At 64.3% G+C, this 17,578-nt stretch carries 17 protein-coding genes; 13 read left to right on the top strand and 4 right to left on the bottom strand.

Annotated elements, in window-relative coordinates; translation table 11 throughout:
- Window positions 1-35: 35 nt before the first annotated feature.
- On the bottom strand, window positions 36-1,007 hold the full coding sequence (locus tag J0H39_22330) for a LysR family transcriptional regulator (GenBank protein MBN9499504.1): 972 nt from the start codon (window positions 1,005-1,007) through the stop codon (window positions 36-38).
- 152 nt (window positions 1,008-1,159) lie between these two features.
- Here J0H39_22330 and J0H39_22325 point away from each other — a divergent pair, with 152 nt between their 5' ends.
- The 13 genes from J0H39_22325 to J0H39_22265 all read left to right on the top strand — a co-directional run bounded on the left by J0H39_22325 (window position 1,160) and on the right by J0H39_22265 (window position 14,858).
- The gene (locus tag J0H39_22325; protein MBN9499503.1) at window positions 1,160-1,660 is read left to right on the top strand and encodes a tripartite tricarboxylate transporter TctB family protein; all 501 of its coding nucleotides are present in this window, start codon (window positions 1,160-1,162) and stop codon (window positions 1,658-1,660) included.
- Window positions 1,661-1,670: 10 nt separating this feature from the next.
- Window positions 1,671-3,164, top strand: a complete 1,494-nt coding sequence (locus J0H39_22320) for a tripartite tricarboxylate transporter permease (protein MBN9499502.1) — start codon at window positions 1,671-1,673, stop codon at window positions 3,162-3,164.
- Between the two features lie 17 nt (window positions 3,165-3,181).
- Complete coding sequence (locus J0H39_22315; GenBank protein MBN9499501.1) at window positions 3,182-4,138, top strand: tripartite tricarboxylate transporter substrate binding protein; 957 nt, start codon at window positions 3,182-3,184, stop codon at window positions 4,136-4,138.
- A 32-nt stretch (window positions 4,139-4,170) separates the two neighbouring features.
- Complete coding sequence (locus J0H39_22310; protein ID MBN9499500.1) at window positions 4,171-5,514, top strand: extracellular solute-binding protein; 1,344 nt, start codon at window positions 4,171-4,173, stop codon at window positions 5,512-5,514.
- Between the two features lie 67 nt (window positions 5,515-5,581).
- A complete protein-coding gene (locus J0H39_22305; protein ID MBN9499499.1) occupies window positions 5,582-6,472 on the top strand; it encodes a sugar ABC transporter permease in 891 nt (296 codons plus the stop codon).
- Window positions 6,469-7,299 (top strand): carbohydrate ABC transporter permease, encoded by an 831-nt coding sequence (locus J0H39_22300; GenBank protein MBN9499498.1) that lies wholly within the window; start codon window positions 6,469-6,471, stop codon window positions 7,297-7,299. Before J0H39_22305 ends, J0H39_22300 begins: the two co-directional genes overlap by 4 nt.
- On the top strand, window positions 7,299-8,489 hold the full coding sequence (locus tag J0H39_22295) for an aldose 1-epimerase family protein (GenBank protein ID MBN9499497.1): 1,191 nt from the start codon (window positions 7,299-7,301) through the stop codon (window positions 8,487-8,489). Before J0H39_22300 ends, J0H39_22295 begins: the two co-directional genes overlap by 1 nt.
- On the top strand, window positions 8,486-9,958 hold the full coding sequence (locus J0H39_22290; GenBank protein ID MBN9499496.1) for a sulfatase-like hydrolase/transferase: 1,473 nt from the start codon (window positions 8,486-8,488) through the stop codon (window positions 9,956-9,958). Before J0H39_22295 ends, J0H39_22290 begins: the two co-directional genes overlap by 4 nt.
- Before the next feature lie 2 nt (window positions 9,959-9,960).
- On the top strand, window positions 9,961-11,493 hold the full coding sequence (locus J0H39_22285; GenBank protein ID MBN9499495.1) for a sulfatase-like hydrolase/transferase: 1,533 nt from the start codon (window positions 9,961-9,963) through the stop codon (window positions 11,491-11,493).
- Entirely contained in the window at window positions 11,490-12,242 is a 753-nt protein-coding gene (locus J0H39_22280; protein ID MBN9499494.1) for a dienelactone hydrolase family protein, read from the top strand. The genes J0H39_22285 and J0H39_22280 overlap by 4 nt, the downstream gene beginning before the upstream one ends.
- Before the next feature lie 2 nt (window positions 12,243-12,244).
- Window positions 12,245-13,216 carry a Gfo/Idh/MocA family oxidoreductase gene (locus tag J0H39_22275; GenBank protein MBN9499493.1) on the top strand — a complete coding sequence of 324 codons (972 nt, stop codon included), beginning with the start codon at window positions 12,245-12,247 and terminating at the stop codon, window positions 13,214-13,216.
- A 7-nt stretch (window positions 13,217-13,223) separates the two neighbouring features.
- Entirely contained in the window at window positions 13,224-14,405 is a 1,182-nt protein-coding gene (gene rhmD, locus J0H39_22270) for an L-rhamnonate dehydratase (protein ID MBN9499492.1), read from the top strand.
- 243 nt (window positions 14,406-14,648) lie between these two features.
- Window positions 14,649-14,858: a DUF3185 family protein gene (locus tag J0H39_22265; protein MBN9499491.1), complete on the top strand. Its 210-nt coding sequence runs from the start codon at window positions 14,649-14,651 to the stop codon at window positions 14,856-14,858.
- 13 nt (window positions 14,859-14,871) lie between these two features.
- Here J0H39_22265 and J0H39_22260 read toward each other — a convergent pair whose 3' ends face one another.
- From J0H39_22260 to J0H39_22250, 3 genes are read right to left on the bottom strand one after another with little or no spacing between them, the layout of a single operon-like run.
- Window positions 14,872-15,759 (bottom strand): AraC family transcriptional regulator, encoded by an 888-nt coding sequence (locus tag J0H39_22260; GenBank protein ID MBN9499490.1) that lies wholly within the window; start codon window positions 15,757-15,759, stop codon window positions 14,872-14,874.
- Between the two features lie 22 nt (window positions 15,760-15,781).
- The gene (locus J0H39_22255; GenBank protein ID MBN9499489.1) at window positions 15,782-16,663 is read right to left on the bottom strand and encodes a carbohydrate ABC transporter permease; all 882 of its coding nucleotides are present in this window, start codon (window positions 16,661-16,663) and stop codon (window positions 15,782-15,784) included.
- Window positions 16,663-17,544: a sugar ABC transporter permease gene (locus J0H39_22250; GenBank protein ID MBN9499488.1), complete on the bottom strand. Its 882-nt coding sequence runs from the start codon at window positions 17,542-17,544 to the stop codon at window positions 16,663-16,665. Before J0H39_22250 ends, J0H39_22255 begins: the two co-directional genes overlap by 1 nt.
- Window positions 17,545-17,578 lie beyond the last annotated feature (34 nt).

Below are 17,578 nucleotides of genomic sequence, written 5' to 3'. Positions count from 1 at the left end.
ATATCGCCGCGATACGCAGCGCCGTCCGAATGGCGCTAGATCAATCCATCGCGATCGGCGCCACGCATCGGGCCGCCCTTATGCGCGATGCCGCGCTTATTGGCGGGGAAGCGCTCGGCGCAGACTTTGCGCAGTTCGGCGACCAAGCGACGGCAGGCCGGCGAGAGTTCCGTTCGTTTGCGCAAGGTCAAGCCCACCGGCCGATGCCAATCGAGCCAGCCCGCCCCCGCCGGCACGACGCCGGCACATTCGCGCCCCGGCAACAATGTGACCGCGGGCAAGTAACCGAGGCAGTCGGTTTCGAGAATCATCGCACGCATGAAGGCGAGGGAGTTCGTCTCCACCGCCAGGCGCGGCGGCGCGATGCCATGTCCCTTCAACGCCAGTTCCAAACGCTGGCGCGTCACGATCGAGGTCGAGGGCAGAACCCAGCGATAGCGCTCGAGCTCCTTCTTCGAAGGATTGCGCTTGGCGGTCAACGGATGGCCCGGCCGGCAGGCGAGCACGACGCGATCGACGAACAGCGTTTCCTGTTCGAGATCCGAATCGTCGGGCTGATCGACGAGGTTGGAGATCACGACGTCGAGCTCGCCCGCGCGCAGCCATTCGAACAACCGGTCGTGCAGACCGCCGACGACGGTGACCTTCAGATCGTTGCGCCCGCGCAGCAATCGCGCGGTCGCGATCGGCAACACGCTGGCGATGACGCTGGGCGCCGAACCGATCGCGATACGCCCCTCGCGGCCGTCGCGGATCGCGCCGACCGTGCGTTCGGCCTCCGACACTTCCGACGCGATCGCGCGCGCATGGCGCGCGAACTCGCGGCCGAACTCCGTCGCCAGAACGCCATGCGGCGTGCGTTCGAACAATTTGACGCCGAGATAGCTTTCCAAACGGCGCAGGCTTTTGCTCAACGCGGGCTGGGAGATTCCCAGCACTTTGGCCGCACTCGCCAAGCTGCGATGGTCGATCAGCGCCACGACGTGACGCAATTGCTGCAACTGCATGAGTCCGTTCTCCGCGAAACGCCCTATAGCCAATGGTTATCGATCTGGGCCCACATGGTAGTTGTCGGACCCATCGTCAGGTGTCAAGGTCGCATACAACACAAGCGGCTGCGGCACCGAGACGAACGCTGGCGGCCGGAGGGAGCACGCCGGTGAACGAGCAGGACCGCAAGTCCGGCCTGGCGAAAGGTGACGCGACATTCGCGCTCGCCATGATCGCGGTCGCGTTATTCACGATGTGGGGCCTGCGCAACCAGCCCAAAGCGCCCTACGATCCCGTCGGGGCGGCGGCGGTGCCGTTCTGGACGGCCGCCTGCGTGCTGGCTTTGGCTATTTTCCTGCTCGCGCGCGTATTGCTGCGTCATTCGACGCGCGGGCACGCGCAAGCTTTGTTCACCGCCAACGAAGCGGTCGACGACACGTACTCGGTCGTGCCGTCCTTCTCCGTCTGGGCGGTGGGATTGTCGATCGCTTTCGTGGTGGTGATGCCCGTCGTCGGATTTATGGCGGCGTCGATCGTCTACATGCTCGCCTTGGGCTGGGTGCTGAGCGTGCGCACGCCGCGCGCGTTGCTGATTCTCGCGGTTGTCGCGGTGGTGCTCGGTGCGGGGATCGATCTTGGATTTCGCGCGATGCTGATCGATCTACCGTAGGGCCGCGCCGATGGATCTCGCACAGGCCTTTCTGCACGTTCTTTCGCCCAGCCCCTTGATGCTGCTGTTGCTCGGCACGTTCATGGGCATCGTCGTGGGCGCGTTGCCGGGATTGACGGGCGGGGCGTTGCTCGCTCTTTCGCTGCCCTTCACCTATCGCATGGCCAGCGCGGACGGCGTGATCTTGATGACGTCGATCTATGTCGGCGGCATCTCGGGCGGTTTGATCACCGCGACGCTGATGCGCATTCCGGGCGAACCGTCGGCGGTCGTCACCACGCTCGACGGCTTTCCGATGGCGCGCGGCGGCAGGCCGGGGCGCGCGCTGGGGCTCGGCATTTCCGCGTCGCTGATTGGCGGTGCCTTGTCGTGGCTCGCATTGGTGCTGCTGTCGCCGTGGATGGTGCGCTTGGCGCTGGTCTTCGGGCCGTTCGAGAATTTCGCGCTCGTGTTCATGGCGCTGGTGCTGATCGCGACGTTGAGCCAGGGCTCCGTCACGAAGGGCTTGCTCGCGGGTTTGTTCGGCATGTTGGTGTCGTATCCGGGCGTCGACGAGACCTCCGGCCAGTTGCGCCTGACCTTCGGCTTCAACGAAATGGCGGGCGGGTTCAGCCAACTCGCCGTCATTTTGGGCGCCTTCGCGGTCAGCCAGGTGCTGGGCGATGCGATGCACGCGCGCCAGCGCTTCGACCGGCTCGATCCCAGTCTGCGCGGCATTTTCCTGTCGCCGGGCGACTATATCAAACAGGGCTGGAACATCCTGCGCTCGTCGATCATCGGCATCTGGATCGGCATGTTGCCCGGCGTGGGGGCGAGTGTGAGTTCCATCGTCGCCTATTCGACCGCGAAGAATCTGTCGAGGACGCCGGAGAAATTCGGCACCGGCTTCGACGACGGCATCGTCGCGGCCGAAACCGCGAACAACGCGAATACCGGCGGTGCATTGATCCCGATGATCACGCTGGGCATTCCCGGCAGCCCCGCCGCGTCGATCCTGCTGGCGGCGTTACTGATGCATAACATCCAGCCGGGCCCGACATTGTTCACCAATTCGCCCGACGTGGTCGGCGCGTTGATGGCCTCGCATCTTCTGTCCCACATCGCGATGTATGGGATGATGATCCTGGGCTGCATCTGGATCGCGCGGCTGATGTACGTGCCGCGCGCCTATATCCTGCCCGCGATCATGGTGTTGTGCGTGATCGGGGCGCTGGCCGAGAACGGGCGCCTGTTCGACGTATGGACGATGCTCGCCTTCGGTATCGTCGGGTTCCTGTTGGAACTCGCGTCCGTGCCGCTGGGGCCGTTCGTCATCGGTTTGATCCTCGCACCGCTCGCCGAAGGGCAATTGCGCGCCGGCCTGATGGCGACCGACGGGTCGATCTGGCCGCTGTTCCAGCGCCCCATCGCGGTCAGCTTCTTCGCCGTCGCGATCGCGATGTTCATCTGGCCGCTGTGGCGCGATTTGCGCCGCCCCCGCATCCCCGCAACCCAAAACGGATAACAAATAGGGAGACATCCATGCGCCGCAGAAGCTTTATTGCCGGAACCGCTGCCGCCACGTTCGCGGCATCGGGCGTTGCGCCCGCTTTCGCGCAAGCCTATCCCGACAAGCCCATCCGTATCGTGGTGCCCAATCCGCCGGGCGGCAGCGCCGATTATATCGGGCGCTTCTTCCAGACGCCGCTGCAACGCATTTTGGGCCAGCCCGTCTCCGTCGCCAACGTGGTCGGCGGCGGCACGTCGATCGGCAATCGCCAAGTGCGCGATGCGGCACCCGACGGTCACACCGTTCTCGCCGTCCATCAGGCGCTGCTGACCGCCGCCGCGCTGAAGGTCATGGATTTCGGTCCCGAAGCGTTCGCGAAAGTCGCGCAGGTCGCGGCCGAGTACGTGACCGTCGTCGTCAATCGCAAGGCGCCGTATCAGGATCTCAAAAGCTTCCTGGCGGCGGCGAAAGCGGGCGATTTGCGCGCGGGCGTGCAGATCGGCGCCATCAACCATTTCCTGTTTCTGTCGCTGGCGGACAAGACGGGCGTCAAGTTCCGCTTCGTCAACACCGGCGGCGGCGGCCCGACGCGCACGGCGCTGGCCGGCGGCCATGTCGATTGCGCGTTCCTGACGGTCAACGAAGCCAAGCCGCTGGTCGATTCAGGCGATCTCACCATCGTCGCGATCTTCGCGCCGCAACGTCTGCCGAGCTGGCCGAACCTCGCCACCGCGCGCGAGCAGGGCACCGATCTGCTGCTCAATCTGAATTACTGGTGGTGGATGCCCAAGGCCACGCCCGCGGCGCGCGTCGACCGCTTCGCCGAAGCGTTGCGCGAATCGATGAAGGACCCCGAGGTGGTCCAGAAATTCGCCGAGTTCAACATGAGCGCCGCGTTCATGAAGGGCGCCGAGTTGGAGGCCGAGATCAACCGCCAGTACGAGGAAATGAAGGCGCTGGCGGCCCGCAACAACGTGACCGCCGGTTAACCGGCGGCGCAATCCGAAAAGGGAGAAGACGCATGTTCACCACCAATCGCCGCGAAGTTCTAATGGGCGCGGGCGCCGTTACGGCGCTTTCCTGGGTCCCCGGTGCCCGCGCGCAAGCGACCCGCCAAGTGCCGTTCACCATCGTCATCAACAACTCGCCCTGGTTCGACGGCTTCCGCGGCGCGGTCGAAGCCTACGAGAAGGACACCGGCAATAAGGTCAATCTCGACGTCAATCCGTTCGGCGGCAGCTTGGAAAAGCAGCGCGCCTCGGTGCGCGCGCGCGACGGCATGTTCGATCTGTTGATCATGAACGGCCTCTACTATCAGGAAATGTACCATGGCGGCTTCCTGAAGCCGATCAACGAGATCGACGCGAACTTCAAGCTCGATCCGCAGATGATCCGTTACGACAACACGGTCTTCTGGAACGAAGGGAACAAGACCCACGACCCCAACGGCAAGCTGATGAGCGTGCCGGTCAACGGCAACATTCCGCTGCTGCTGTATCGGGCCGATCTCTATGCCGAGCATAAACTGACCGTGCCGACGACGTGGGACGAACTGCTCGCCAACGCCAAGAAGCTGCACAATCCGCCGCGCATGTACGGCATCGTGCAGCGCGGTGCACGCGGCAACCCGAACGACATCTCCTACGATTGGTGGCCGTATCTCTACAGCTTCGGCGGCAAGCTGTTCGCCGACGAGCCGAAGGGCGATTACACGATCACGATCAACAGTCCGGCGGGCAAGGAAGCGCTCGACTTCTATATCCGCATGGCGAAGGAAGCCGGCCATCCTCAAACCGGCGGTCTCGCCCAGGCGCAGATCATCCAGAACCTCGCCACCGGCCGCGCTGCGCACGCGCTGCTGGTGATCGCGGCATGGGCGCAGCTCGACGATCCCACCAAATCGGCGGTGGTCGGCAAGATCAACGCGGCGCGCGTGCCCGGCTCGGCCAAGGGTAAGCCCGCCCCGGTGCTCGGCCACTGGCTCGGCGGCATTCCCAAAAACGTGCCCGCCGACCGTCAGCGCGCCGCCTTGGCGTTCCTCAACTGGTTCCAGACGCGCGACGCGCAGATGAAGTATCTGGCCGCGGGCGCGCCGCCGGTCCGCCAGGACGTGCTGTCGGATCAGCAATTGTGGCGGGATCCGAAGAACCGCTGGATGAAGGCGATGGCCGACAGCTCCGACTACGTCAATCTGATGTGGAGCGTGCCGGAAGGCTCGCAGATCGGCGACGTGCTGGAGCTGCGATTGAACCAGGCGGTGATCGGCGAGATGACGAGCGCGCAAGCGCTTAACGCGATCGCCGACGAGTGCCACGCGATCATGCAGCGCGCGGGCTACAAGACCGGCAAGCTTGCCGCACTCTGAGAAACGAAACGGAACGCCGCCGGTCCCCGGAAGGGATCGGCGGCCGCCGCCATCGGATTGGATTGTTATGGCTTCGAGACGCGCGACACACGACACGCTTTGGCGGCGCATCGCCCTGACGCCGACCATCTTGGTCTTCTTGGCGATGTCGATTCTGCCGACGCTCAATCTGATGGCGATGAGCGTCAACGAAATCACCTGGGTCGACGGCAAAGCCGTCTGGTCCTATGTCGGCTTCACGCATTACGCGCGTCTGGCGGAAGACACGCTGCTGATCGCGGGTTTGAAGAACACCGCGATCTTCGCGATCGTCGGCGTGGCGATCCAAGTCCTGCTCGGCTTCCTGTTGGCCTGGGCGGTCAGCCGCATCGCGCGCGGACGGGTTCTCTACCGCACGATCTTCATTCTGCCGATCCTCGTGCCCGGCATTCTGATCGGCGCCGTCTGGAAGCTGATGCTCAATTACGATTTCGGCCTCGTGAACGGTTTCATCGGCGTGTTCGGCTTCCACCCGGTCGATTGGCTGGGCACGCGGGCCTGGGCGCTGCCCTCGGTCATCATGGTCGATATCTGGCACTGGACGCCGTTTTGCTTCCTGCTGCTGCTGGCGGGTTTCGAATCCCTGCCGCAGGACGTGCAGGAAGCCGCGCGCGTCGACGGGGCGGGCACGTGGGCCGAGATGCGTTACGTGTTGATCCCGATGATGATGCCGGTGATCGCGGTGACGTTCCTGTTCCGGCTCGTCACCTCGCTGAAGGTGTTCGACGAGATCTATCTGCTGACGGGCGGCGGGCCGGGCTCGGCGACCGAAGTCATCAGCTACACGATCTACCGCACCTTCTTCACGCAAGACCGCATGGGCTACGGCTCGGCCATGTCGGTCGCGGTGCTGTTCTTCATTTCCTTGACGATGATCGGCGTGCTGATGGCCGGGCGGCGCGGAAGGAACGCGACATGATGCCGTTCGAAAAACGGGTGGTGCCGTTCTTCCACCTTTTCCTGATCGTGATCGCGATCTTCGTTCTGGTCCCGTTCGTGTGGATCATCGCGGCGGGGTTCAAAACGCAGATTTCGTTGCTGCAGGGCGAAATCTTCTTCACGCCGACGCTGGCGAGTTTCCGCGAAGTGCTGTTCTCGCGCACGACCGAGTTCATGGACAACACCTTCAACAGCCTGGTCGTCGCCACGGCGAGCACGATCGGGATCTGTTTCGTGGCGACGCTGGGCGGCTACGCGATCGAGCGCTTGGGCACGTCGCGCTTGGTCGTGCATGCGCTGCTCGGCTGGGCGATCGTCTTCCACATGGTGCCGCCGATCACGCTGGTCGCGGCGTGGTTCCCGCTCTATCGCGAGCTTGGTCTCGACAACACGTATTTCGGCTTGGCGCTGGCGCATGTCGCGGTGCATCTGCCGATGGCGTTGTGGCTGATGGCGAATTTCGTGCGCGAAGTGCCGGTGGAGCTGGAGGAAGCCGCGCGGATCGACGGCTGCTCCACGCCCTATCTGATCTGGAAGGTGATCGTGCCGCTGGTCGCGCCCGGCCTCGCCGCGACGGCGATCCTGACCTTCATCTTCAGCTGGAACGAATTCGCCGTGGCGCTGAACCTGACGGCGAAGCAAACCGCGACGATTCCCGTCGCCATCGCCAAGTTCGCGCAAGGCTACGAGATCAAATACGGCGAAATGGCCGCGACGGCAGCACTTTCGCTGGTCCCGGCGCTGGCCTTCCTGCTGTTCGGCCAGCGCTACATCGTGAAGGGTCTGACGACGGGGGCCGTGAAGTAATGCCGACTTTATTCGGGGAGAAACTGACGCGACGCGAGTTCGAGCGTCGCGTGGGGATGACCCGCCAAGTGGCGGGCGTGGAAGCGGTGGCGTTCGACGACGGTCCCGAGCGCGGCGTGCGTGTGCTCGAATTCCGCACCGGTGGCGGGCTCGAATTCTCGGTGCTGATCGATCGATCGATGGATATCGGCCGCTTCGATTGGCGCGGCACGCCCTTCGCCTGGCAATCGGGTACCGGCTTCCGTAGTCCCGCTTATCTCGATCCCGAGGGCGAAAACGGCACGGGCTTCATGCGCGGCTTCTCGGGGCTGCTGTGCACTTGCGGCGTCGATCATATCCGCCAACCCGATCGTGGGCCCGCGGATCATTTCGATCTGCCGTTGCGCAAGGAAATCGCCTATCCGATGCATGGCCGCGCGGCATTCCAGCCCGCGCGCCTGACAGGCTATGGCGAGATTTGGGACGGCGACGAATGCACCTTGTGGTGCGAAGGCGTGGTCGTCCAAGCCCATTCGATGGGCGAGCATCTGACGCTGACGCGCCGGATCGAAGCCAAAATCGGCGGCCGCGAAATGCGCGTCGTCGATACGGTCGCCAATCGCGGCTTCGCGCGCACGCCGCATATGATGCTCTATCACATCAACATGGGCTGGCCGCTGTTGGACGCGGGCGCGCGTTTCGCCGCCCCGATCCGCGCGACGCGCGCCGCGAACACGCCGCGCGAATCCCAGCAGAGCGGATATCGCACGCAAGCCGGTCCCACACCGCGCTTCGTGCAGCAGGTCTTCGATCACGACGTCGTGCCCGACGCCAAAGGCCGCGTGCCCACGGCGTTGATCAACGATGCGCGCGGGATCGGCTTCATGGTCGAGTACGACGCCAAGCGCTTTATCTGCCTGCAACAATGGCAGGGCTTGGGCGAGGGCGTGTACGGCTTCGCGATCGAACCCGCGACGTCGCATTGGGGCGACCGTACCCAATCGGCGAAGGACGATGAGATCGTGTGGCTGGAGCACGGCGAAGAACGCGTCTACGACACCGTTCTCGCCGCGATCGACGGCAAGGACGCCATCGCCGCGTTCGATGCGCGCGTCGCCGCCTTGCATCCCCAGATGACCGACGAATTTCCCGTCCGTACCGCCCAGCCGGCGGCCGGACCCTACGTCACCACCTTGCCGAGGAAACGATGAGCGAGCCAGCGAACGTCCTTTTCATCCTGTCGGACGAACACACCCGCGACGTGTCGGGCTGCTACGGTCACAAGATCGTGCGCACGCCGAATATCGACAAGCTGGCGGCGCGCGGCACGAAATTCACCGCCGCCTACACCAACTGCCCGATCTGCGTGCCCGCGCGCGCGAGCCTGCATACCGGCACGTATGTCGCGGAAAACGGCTGCTGGGATAATGCGCATCCCTATGACGGCACGCGGCGCAGCTGGGCGCATCGCCTGCGCGACGCGGGCCACGAGGCGATGTCGATCGGCAAGCTGCATTTCCGCTCTGCCAAGGACGACAACGGTTTCACCGAGGAAGTGATCCCGCTGCACGTGGTGGACGGGCAGGGCGATCTGCTGGGCCTCATCCGCCGTCCGAAAGCCGCCGCGCGCGGCGGCATGCCCGATCTCGCCAAGGCCGCGGGGCCGGGCGAGTCGACCTATGCCAAGTACGATCGCAATATCCGCGACGGCGCTATCGAATGGTTGAAGACGCGCGCGCCCGCGCTGAAGAAGCCGTGGTGCCTGTTCGTGTCGTTCGTGAAGCCGCATTTCCCGCTGATCGCGCCGCCCGAATTCTTCGCGATGTATCCGCCGGAAAGCTTGCCGAGGCCGCGTCTTTACGGGCCCAACGACTATCCGACGCATCCGTCGGTGAAGGCGTTGCGCGAGTGCATGAGCTACGACGATTTCTTCACGCCGGAGAAAGTGAAGATCGCGCTCGCGGCCTATTACGGCATGGTCAGTTTCCTTGACGACAATATCGGCCGCGTGCTGTCGGCGTTGTCGGAAGCGGGGCTCGCGGGCAACACGCGCGTGATCTATTCGACCGACCACGGCGACAATCTCGGCACGCGCCATATGTGGGGCAAGTCGATCCATTACGAGGAAGCCGCCGCGATCCCGATGATCGTCGCGGGGCCGGGCGTGCCCGAAGGCAAGACCTGTACGACGCCCGTCACGCTGGTCGACGTCTATCCGACGATCGTCCAGGCGGCCGGTTTGCCGTTCGATGCGACCGAGAAGGCGCTGCCCGGCAAGTCGTTGGTCGATCTCGCCAACGCGAAGTCGGATCCCGAGCGCGTCGCCTTGGGCGAGTACCACGCCGCCGGTTCGATCACCGGCATGTTCATGATCCGCAAAGGCCGCTGGAAATACATCCATCATGTCGGCTTCCGGCCGGAGCTCTACGATCTCGAGACCGATCCGGGCGAGACGAAGGATCTGGGCGAGAGTGCCGCGCATGCGCAGACGCTGCGCGAGATGGAAGCGGAACTGCGCAAGATCGTCGATCCGGACGCGGTCAACGCGCGCGCCTTTGCGGATCAGGAAGCGAAGATCGAGAAATTCGGCGGCCGCGATGCGCTGATCGCGCGCGGCGATTTCGGCTATTCGCCGGCCCCGGGCGAGAAGCCGGTTTTCGCGACGCGCATCGAGGCGTGAACATGACCAAGAAGAAGCCGAATATTCTGTTCATCACCTCGGACCAGCAGCGCGGCGATTGCTACGGATTCGAAGGCCGAAAGGTGCGCACCCCGCATCTCGACATGCTTGCCGCCGGGGGCACGCGTTTCTCGGCCTGCATCACGCCCAACGTGGTGTGCCAGCCGTCGCGCGCGTCGATGCTGACCGGCTTGCTGCCGCGCACGCATGGCGTGGCCGATAACGGCATCGATCTCGAAGAATCTGTGGGTCTCGACGGGTTCGCGGGCACTTTCGCGAAGGCGGGCTGGCGCACCGGCTTCATCGGCAAGGCGCATTTTTCGACTTTCCACACCTTCAAGCCGACCGGGCGGCCGGAATGCCGCACGAGTTCGCAGGAATACGGCGGCGACTGGCACGGGCCCTATATGGGTTTCCAGCATGTCGACATGATGATCGCGGGCCACAACATGTTTCTGCCGCAGAAACCGCCGCAGGGGCTGAATTACGAAGCCTGGTATCACAAGGACGGGCGCGGGGATCTTCTCGACAAGCTGTTCTTGACCAAGCTTGGTGCCGATGTGGGCGCGGCACAGACGTGGAACTCGGCGCTGCCGCCCGCCTTCCATAACTCCACCTGGATCGGCGACCGGACGATCGACTTCATTCGCGACAACAAGGATGGTCCGTGGATCGCCTGGGCGTCGTTCCCCGATCCGCACCATCCTTTCGATGCGCCCGCCCCCTGGTGCTATTTGCACCATCCCGATGACGTCGATCTGCCCGAACACCGCACGCTCGACCTCGACCGGCGGCCGTGGTGGCATCGCGCCAGTCTGGAAGGCGTGCCCAAGCTCGACGATCCGGAGCTGCAAGCCTTCCGCGCCAAGCAATCGCGCACGCCGGCGCAAAGCGATCTGCAATTGCGCCATCTGATCGCCAATTACTACGGCATGATCTCGCTGATCGACCACAATGTCGGCCGCGTCATGCTGGAACTCGAACGCCTGGGCCTCGACAAGGACACGATCGTCGTCTACTCGACCGATCACGGCGATTGGCTGGGCGATCACGGGCTGCTGCTGAAGGGCCCGATGCATTACGAAGGCCTGCTGCGTTTGGGGTGCATCGTCAGCGGCCCCGGCGTGCCCAAGGGCAAAATCGTGCCGCATCCGGTGTCGACGCTCGACTTCCCCGCGACGTTTTACGATTACGCGGGAATTTCGGCGCCGCGCGCGATCCATTCGCGCAGCCTGCGTCCGCTGGTCGAAGGCGATGCGACGCGCGATTTCGCGTTCAACGAATGGGACCTCAATGCCTCGCGCTGCGGCGTGGAGTTGAAGCTGCGCACCGTGCGCACGCGCACCCATAAGCTGACGCTGGAATTGGTGAGCGGGGCGGGCGAGCTTTACGACCTGTCGGCCGATCCCACGGAAATGGACAATCGCTTCGGCGATCCGGGTGCGGCCGCGATTCAGCGCGAGCTGACCGACATGATCCGCAGCCGTCCCGACGACGCGCGCGAGCCGCCGATCAAGCCGGTGGGCATGGCATGATCGAACGCGACATCGTTCTGACGACGCAGGACGGTGCGATGCCGTGCTTCGTCGTCCACCCGGACGAAGGCGGGCCGTTCCCGGTCGTGCTGTTCTATATGGATGCGCTCGGCATTCGCGAGGAACTGCGCGACATGGCGCGCCGCTTCGCGTCGGCCGGTTACTACGTCATGCTGCCGAACCTGTTCTATCGCGACGGCGGCCCGTCTTTCGACGCGGCTCCCTTGGCGCAGGACAAGCTCGACCCGCTGATGGTCAAGCTCAACGACGCGACGACCACGGCGATGACGACGCGTGACACGGCCGCGTTGGTCGATTTCGCCGCGAAGGATAAGGCGGCGAAGAAGATCGCCGCCGCCATCGGCTATTGCATGGGCGGGCGACACGCGATCGCGGCGGCCGCTTCCTATCCCAAGCTGGTGCGCGCCATCGCGTCGATGCATGGCGGCAGGCTGGTGACCGACGCGCCGGACTCGCCCCATCGCCAGATCGCGAAGATCGACGCGGAAGCCTATTTCGGCTGGGCCGATAACGATCCCGTGGCGCCGCAAGCCCACATGACCGCGATCGCCGAAGCGTTGAAAGCGCGCGGGTTGCCCCATCGCATCGAACTGCATGACGGGGCGCTGCACGGTTTCACTTTTCCCGAACGCTATTGCTATCACAAACGCGCCGCCGAGCTCGTCTGGGCGCGGTTGTTCGCGCTGTTCAAGCGCGCTCTCGAACGCCCCGCACATCAGGAGAAATAAGTATGCTTCGCTTCGCGTTGATCGGCTGCGGCGGATTCTCCCGCCGCTATCATCTGCCCACGCTGCTCGCCGACAAGGATCTCAAGATCGCCGGCATTTTCGATCCGTTCCCCACGAAGCCGGTCGAGGAGATCGCCCAGGCGACGGGCGCCAAGATCGTCAAGAAGATCGAGGATCTGCCCGACGCGGACGCCGCCCTCGTCACCACGCCGCATACGCTGCATGGCGGCCATATCGCGCAGGCGGTGGCCCGCGGCTGGGCGACGCTGGTCGACAAGCCCTTCGTGATGAAGGCGGCGGAAGGCGATCCGTTGGTCGCCGACGTCGCCAAGCGCAAGCTCGTCAACGCCGTCGCGTTCAACCGGCGTCTCGATCGCGGCTGTTTGCGCGCGCGCGAGATCCTCCGCGCGGGCGGCATCGGTCAAGTGCGCTTGGTCCAGACCGTGCAGCTCGGCTACGAGCGCGCGGGCTGGTTCCTTGATCCGTCGCTGGGCGGCGGCGGGGCCTATACGGGCCGCGCCACGCATATGGCCGATATCGTGCCGTGGCTGATCGACGCCAAGCCCACGAGGCTGCGCAGCCGCGTGCGCCCCGGTCCCGCCGGCGGTATCGATCGCGGCGGATTCATCGATCTGGAATTTCCCGGCCTCGAATGCCAGATGGCTTGCATCGACGACGGCTGGCATATGTGGGACGAACTGCGCATCTTCGGCGAAGACGGGCTGATCGAGTTGCGCCGTCCGCTGAACATGCCCACCGGCTGGCACATGGTGTGGCAGAGCAAGCGCGGCGATGCGCGCGAGGAATTGGTGGCGGGGCCCAACGAAGGCGGGATCACGACGCAGTTTCTGGCGGCGGTGCGTAACGGTTCGGGCGTCGCGTGCAGTTTCGCCGACGCGATGCTGTCGGTGCGCATCATCGAAGCGGCCTTCGCCTCGGGTGCGGCGAACGCAAAAACCATCGAACTGAACTGAGGGTGCGATGACCGCGACGATCAAACACGTGCGCGCCTTCACGGTGCGCGGCGGCGGGGCCGATTATCACGATCAGAAAGGCGGCCACTGGATCGACGGGCAGATTTCGACACCGATGTCGAAATATCCCGAATTCCGGGCGACGCGCAGCTCCTTCGGCCTCAACGTGCTCGGCACGCTGGTGGTCGAGGTGGAGGCGAGCGACGGCACGACCGGCTTCGCGGTCACGACGGCGGGCGAAGTCGGCGCGTTCATCGTGGAGAAGCACCTCGCGCGCTTCCTCGAAGGGCGACCGGTCACCGAGATCGAGAAAATCTGGGATCAGATGTATTTCTCGACTCAGTATTACGGCCGCAAGGGCGTGGTGCTGAATACGATCTCTGGCGTGGATCTCGCCTTATGGGATCTGCTCGGCAAGCTGCGCGGCGAGCCCGTGCATGCGCTGCTCGGCGGGCCGGTGCGCGACGAATTGACGTTCTACGCGACGGGCCCGCGCCCCGATCTCGCCAAGCAGATGGGCTTCATCGGCGGCAAGCTGCCGCTGCGCCACGGGCCCGCCGAGCGCGAGGAAGGCTTGCATAAGAACATCGCGGCGCTGGCGCAGATGCGCGAACGCGTCGGCCCGGATTTCTGGCTGATGTTCGATTGCTGGATGAGCCTCGATCTCGACTACGCCACGCGGCTTGCCAAGGCCTGCGGCGAATACGGGCTCAAATGGATCGAGGAAGCGCTCTCGCCCGACGATTACTGGGGCTACGCCGCGCTGAAGAAAGCCGTGCCGACCGGTATGCTGGTGACGACCGGCGAGCACGAGGCGACGCGCTGGGGCTTCCGCATGCTGCTGGAGATGGGCTGCTGCGACATCATCCAGCCGGACGTGAATTGGTGCGGCGGCATGACCGAGATCATCAAGATCTCGGCGCTGGCCGACGCGCATGGCGCGCTGGTCGTGCCGCACGGATCGAGCGTCTACAGCTATCATTTCGTCGCGACGCGCCATAACAGCCCGTTCGCCGAATTCCTGATGATGGCGCACGATGCCGACAAGGTCGTACCGATGTTCCATCCGCTGCTGTTGGACGAGCCCGTGCCCGAGAACGGCCGCTTGAAGATGTCCAAACTCGACAAACCGGGCTTCGGCGTGCGCCTCAACCCCGCGTGCGAGCTGCACCGGCCCTATCCGCGCTGAGGCTTTTCCCGCAGGTCGAAGCTCGATCTGCGGGAAACCTCATTCCTAACGAACTGATTTCGCGCGATGCCCGCGTATGCAGACATTGTCGGGCGCGCAACGATCCGCCGCCTTGAAATTCCAAGCGATCACGGGCCGCGTAGATTCCGAGTCTGATCGGCCCGGCCTTCATATGCCTAGATTTTCCGGCGCGGTGTCGCATCGGCGCCACCGTCGCCGGACAAAGTCGGAAAGGCCGGATCGATGAAAATGGGACAGATTCTTGGGATTGCCGTCGCCGCCGTCGGTATCGTGCTGCTGGGCGTTGCTTACAACGCGACCGAGGCGCCCGTGGAGCAGCTGTCGAACACGCTGACCGGCCGCTATCGCGACGAAACGATGTGGTATTTCATCGCGGGCACCGCGTCGATCGTCACCGGCGGGCTGATGGCGTTGTTTTGGGATCGGCGCTGATCCGAAGCCACGATCAGCGCGGCTGGTATTTCTCGCGGAACTCGCGCGGCGAGATGCCGACATAGCGGCGGAACACCCGCGCGAAATATTGCGAGCTTTCGAAGCCGTTGCTGAGCGCGATCTCGGTGATCGGCTCGGCCGAGCGGGTCAAGCTCGCGCAGCTTTTCGTGATCCGCAGGCGGCGCAGATAGTCGATCGGCGACATGCCCATTTCGCTGCGGAAGACCGCATGCAAATGGCCGCGGCTGCAGCCCAGCCGGTCGGCGAGATCGCCGATGCTGACTTCTTCCGAGGAATTCGCGTTGAGGAAAACTTTCGCTTTCGCGACGAGCCGGTTGGTTTCGGCGCGCTCGCCGCGCGTGCCGCAGGTTTTCCAGAACTCCAGCATCACATTATGCAGCTTGGCGCGCAGATCGGAAACGATCAGGCGCCCGCCGCCGAACACGGCCGGATCGGCGAGCAGGCGCGCGAGCTCTGTAATCTGAACCTTGCAGCTTTCGTTGATGTCCCGGAGCAGCCGCCCCGTATTCAGCAACCCGCAAAACTCGGCATGCGCGTCCTTCATCAGCAGGGACGGGGCTTCGACCTCGTCCGGGCCCTTCATCAGAATCCACAGCGATTCCGACGGCGGGTAGATCGAGTTGAGGATGCGATGGCGCGCACCGGCCGGAAACACGACCGCTTGGCCGCCATTGGCCTGGACCAGATCGTGGTCGCCGACCTCCCAGCACGCTTCGCCTTCCATGACGAACACGACTTCGGGGCCGGTATGGCTGTCCCAGGAATCATTGGTGCGAACGGCGTCGCGGAAGCGGCAGAACCCGAACCAGCGCACTTCGGGAACGCCGAGGTCGAAACCCGAGATCCGGGGGTTTGTGTCGATGAGTTGCGATCCGAGCATGTGGCGTGAATCCGCTTCTATCCTATCCTTTGAGACCCGAATGCGTGACGCTTTCGATGATGAAGCGCTGGCCGATCAGAAACACGATGAATAGCGGCGTTACCGCCATCGTCACGGCGGCCATCAGCGCCGCAAGCGAAAAATCGCCATAGGCGTCGGCGAGCGATAGCAGGCCGACCGGCAGCGTCATCGTCTCCGCCTTGCGCGTCAGCACCAGCGGGAGCACGAAGTTGTTCCAGCTTTGGGTGAAGGTGATGATCGACAAGGCGGCGATCGGCGGCCCCATCTGCGGCAGCGATACTTTGAGGAACACTTGGAGATAGTTGGCGCCGTCGATCAACGCCGCCTCCTCGAGCTCGCGCGGTTGGTTCAACATGAATTGGCGCATCATGAACACGCCGAGCGACGAGGCGAGGCCCGGCAGGATCAGCGCCCAAATGGAGTCGAGAATTCCGGTCGCGGCGAAGCCGAAGAACAGCGGGACGAGCAATAGGCTCGGCGGCACCATGAAGCCCACGAGGCACAGCGCGAACAGCGTGCTCTTGCCCCGAAATTTGAGCCGCGCGAAGGCGAAACCGGCGGTGGCGCTGGTCAAGGCGACACCGGCGGTCGTCACCGCCGCGACCAGCAAACTATTCGCGTACATGCGCAGGAACGGGATCGGCGAATTCAAGACTTTGAGATAGGCATCGGCCGAAATCCGATCCGGCAGGAAGTTCGGCGGCAATTGATACGCTTCGCCGGTCGGGCGCATCGACGCGCTGAACATCCACAGGAAGGGCAGCAGCATCACGACGGCGCCCGCCGTCAGCGCGATGCAAACGGGTAGGTTGCGCCAATGCAGCGCCTGGGTCGCCGAGAACAGGCGGTTCCAATATTCGGGGCGGCGCGGTGCTGCGGCCATCAGCGTATCCATCGGCGGCTTATCCACATCTGCGCGGCGACGATGACCGCGATGACGATCAGCAGCGTGAACGCGGAGACCGCCCCCAGCGCCAGCTCGCCGGCGCCGAAGGCCTCGCTGAACATGTACATGACAACGCTGCGCGTCGCGTCGCCGGGGCCGCCATTGGTCAGAATGCGCATCGAATCGTAGACCTGCAAGCCGCCGATCGTCGCGTAGGCGACGCAAAACAGCAAAGCGGGCGCGATGCAGGGGATCGTGACGCTGACGAAGATCCGCACCGGCCCGGCACCGTCGACCTGGGCGGCCTCGCGCAATTCGCGCGGCACGTCCTGCAACGCGGCGAGCAGGATCAGCATGAAGAAGCCGACATGTTTCCAGACATCCATGATGACGACGGACGCCATCGCAATGCGCGTGTCGGTCAACCAGCCGACGGGCGGCAGGCCCAGAAGACGGATGTAGTAGTTGATCGCGCCGAGATCGAAATCGAACAGGAACTTCCAGATATAGGAAACGAAGGCCGTGGCGATCAGAACGGGCAGGAAATAGGCCAGGCGCAAGAAGTAGCGCAGCGCGCTGGGCAAGGCGCGGTCGAGCAAGCCCGCGAGCAGAAGGCCGAGCCCGACATTGCCGACGACCGCCATAGCGATGAACTGGAACGTGTTCAGGAACGTCTTCCAGAAACGCGCGTCCTCGAACACGTAGCGGAAATTGTCGAGGCCGACATAGGTCATGCCGAAGGTGAACCGGTCGATCTCCATCAGACAAAATACGGCCGTGGCGATCAGCGGCGCCACGAGGAAGGCGAGGAAACAGATCAACGCCGGCGTCAGGAACGCCATCGCCGCGATCTGTTCGCGCCAGGCGGCGCGGGTCATCGCACGGGCCCCCGCCCGCCGGGCGCGACGCGCC

This window comes from Alphaproteobacteria bacterium (genome assembly GCA_017308135.1).
Lineage (GTDB): Bacteria > Pseudomonadota > Alphaproteobacteria > CACIAM-22H2 > CACIAM-22H2 > Tagaea.
Note: the sequence above shows the minus strand (reverse complement) of the source record. Positions and strands in the feature narration are given on the sequence as shown.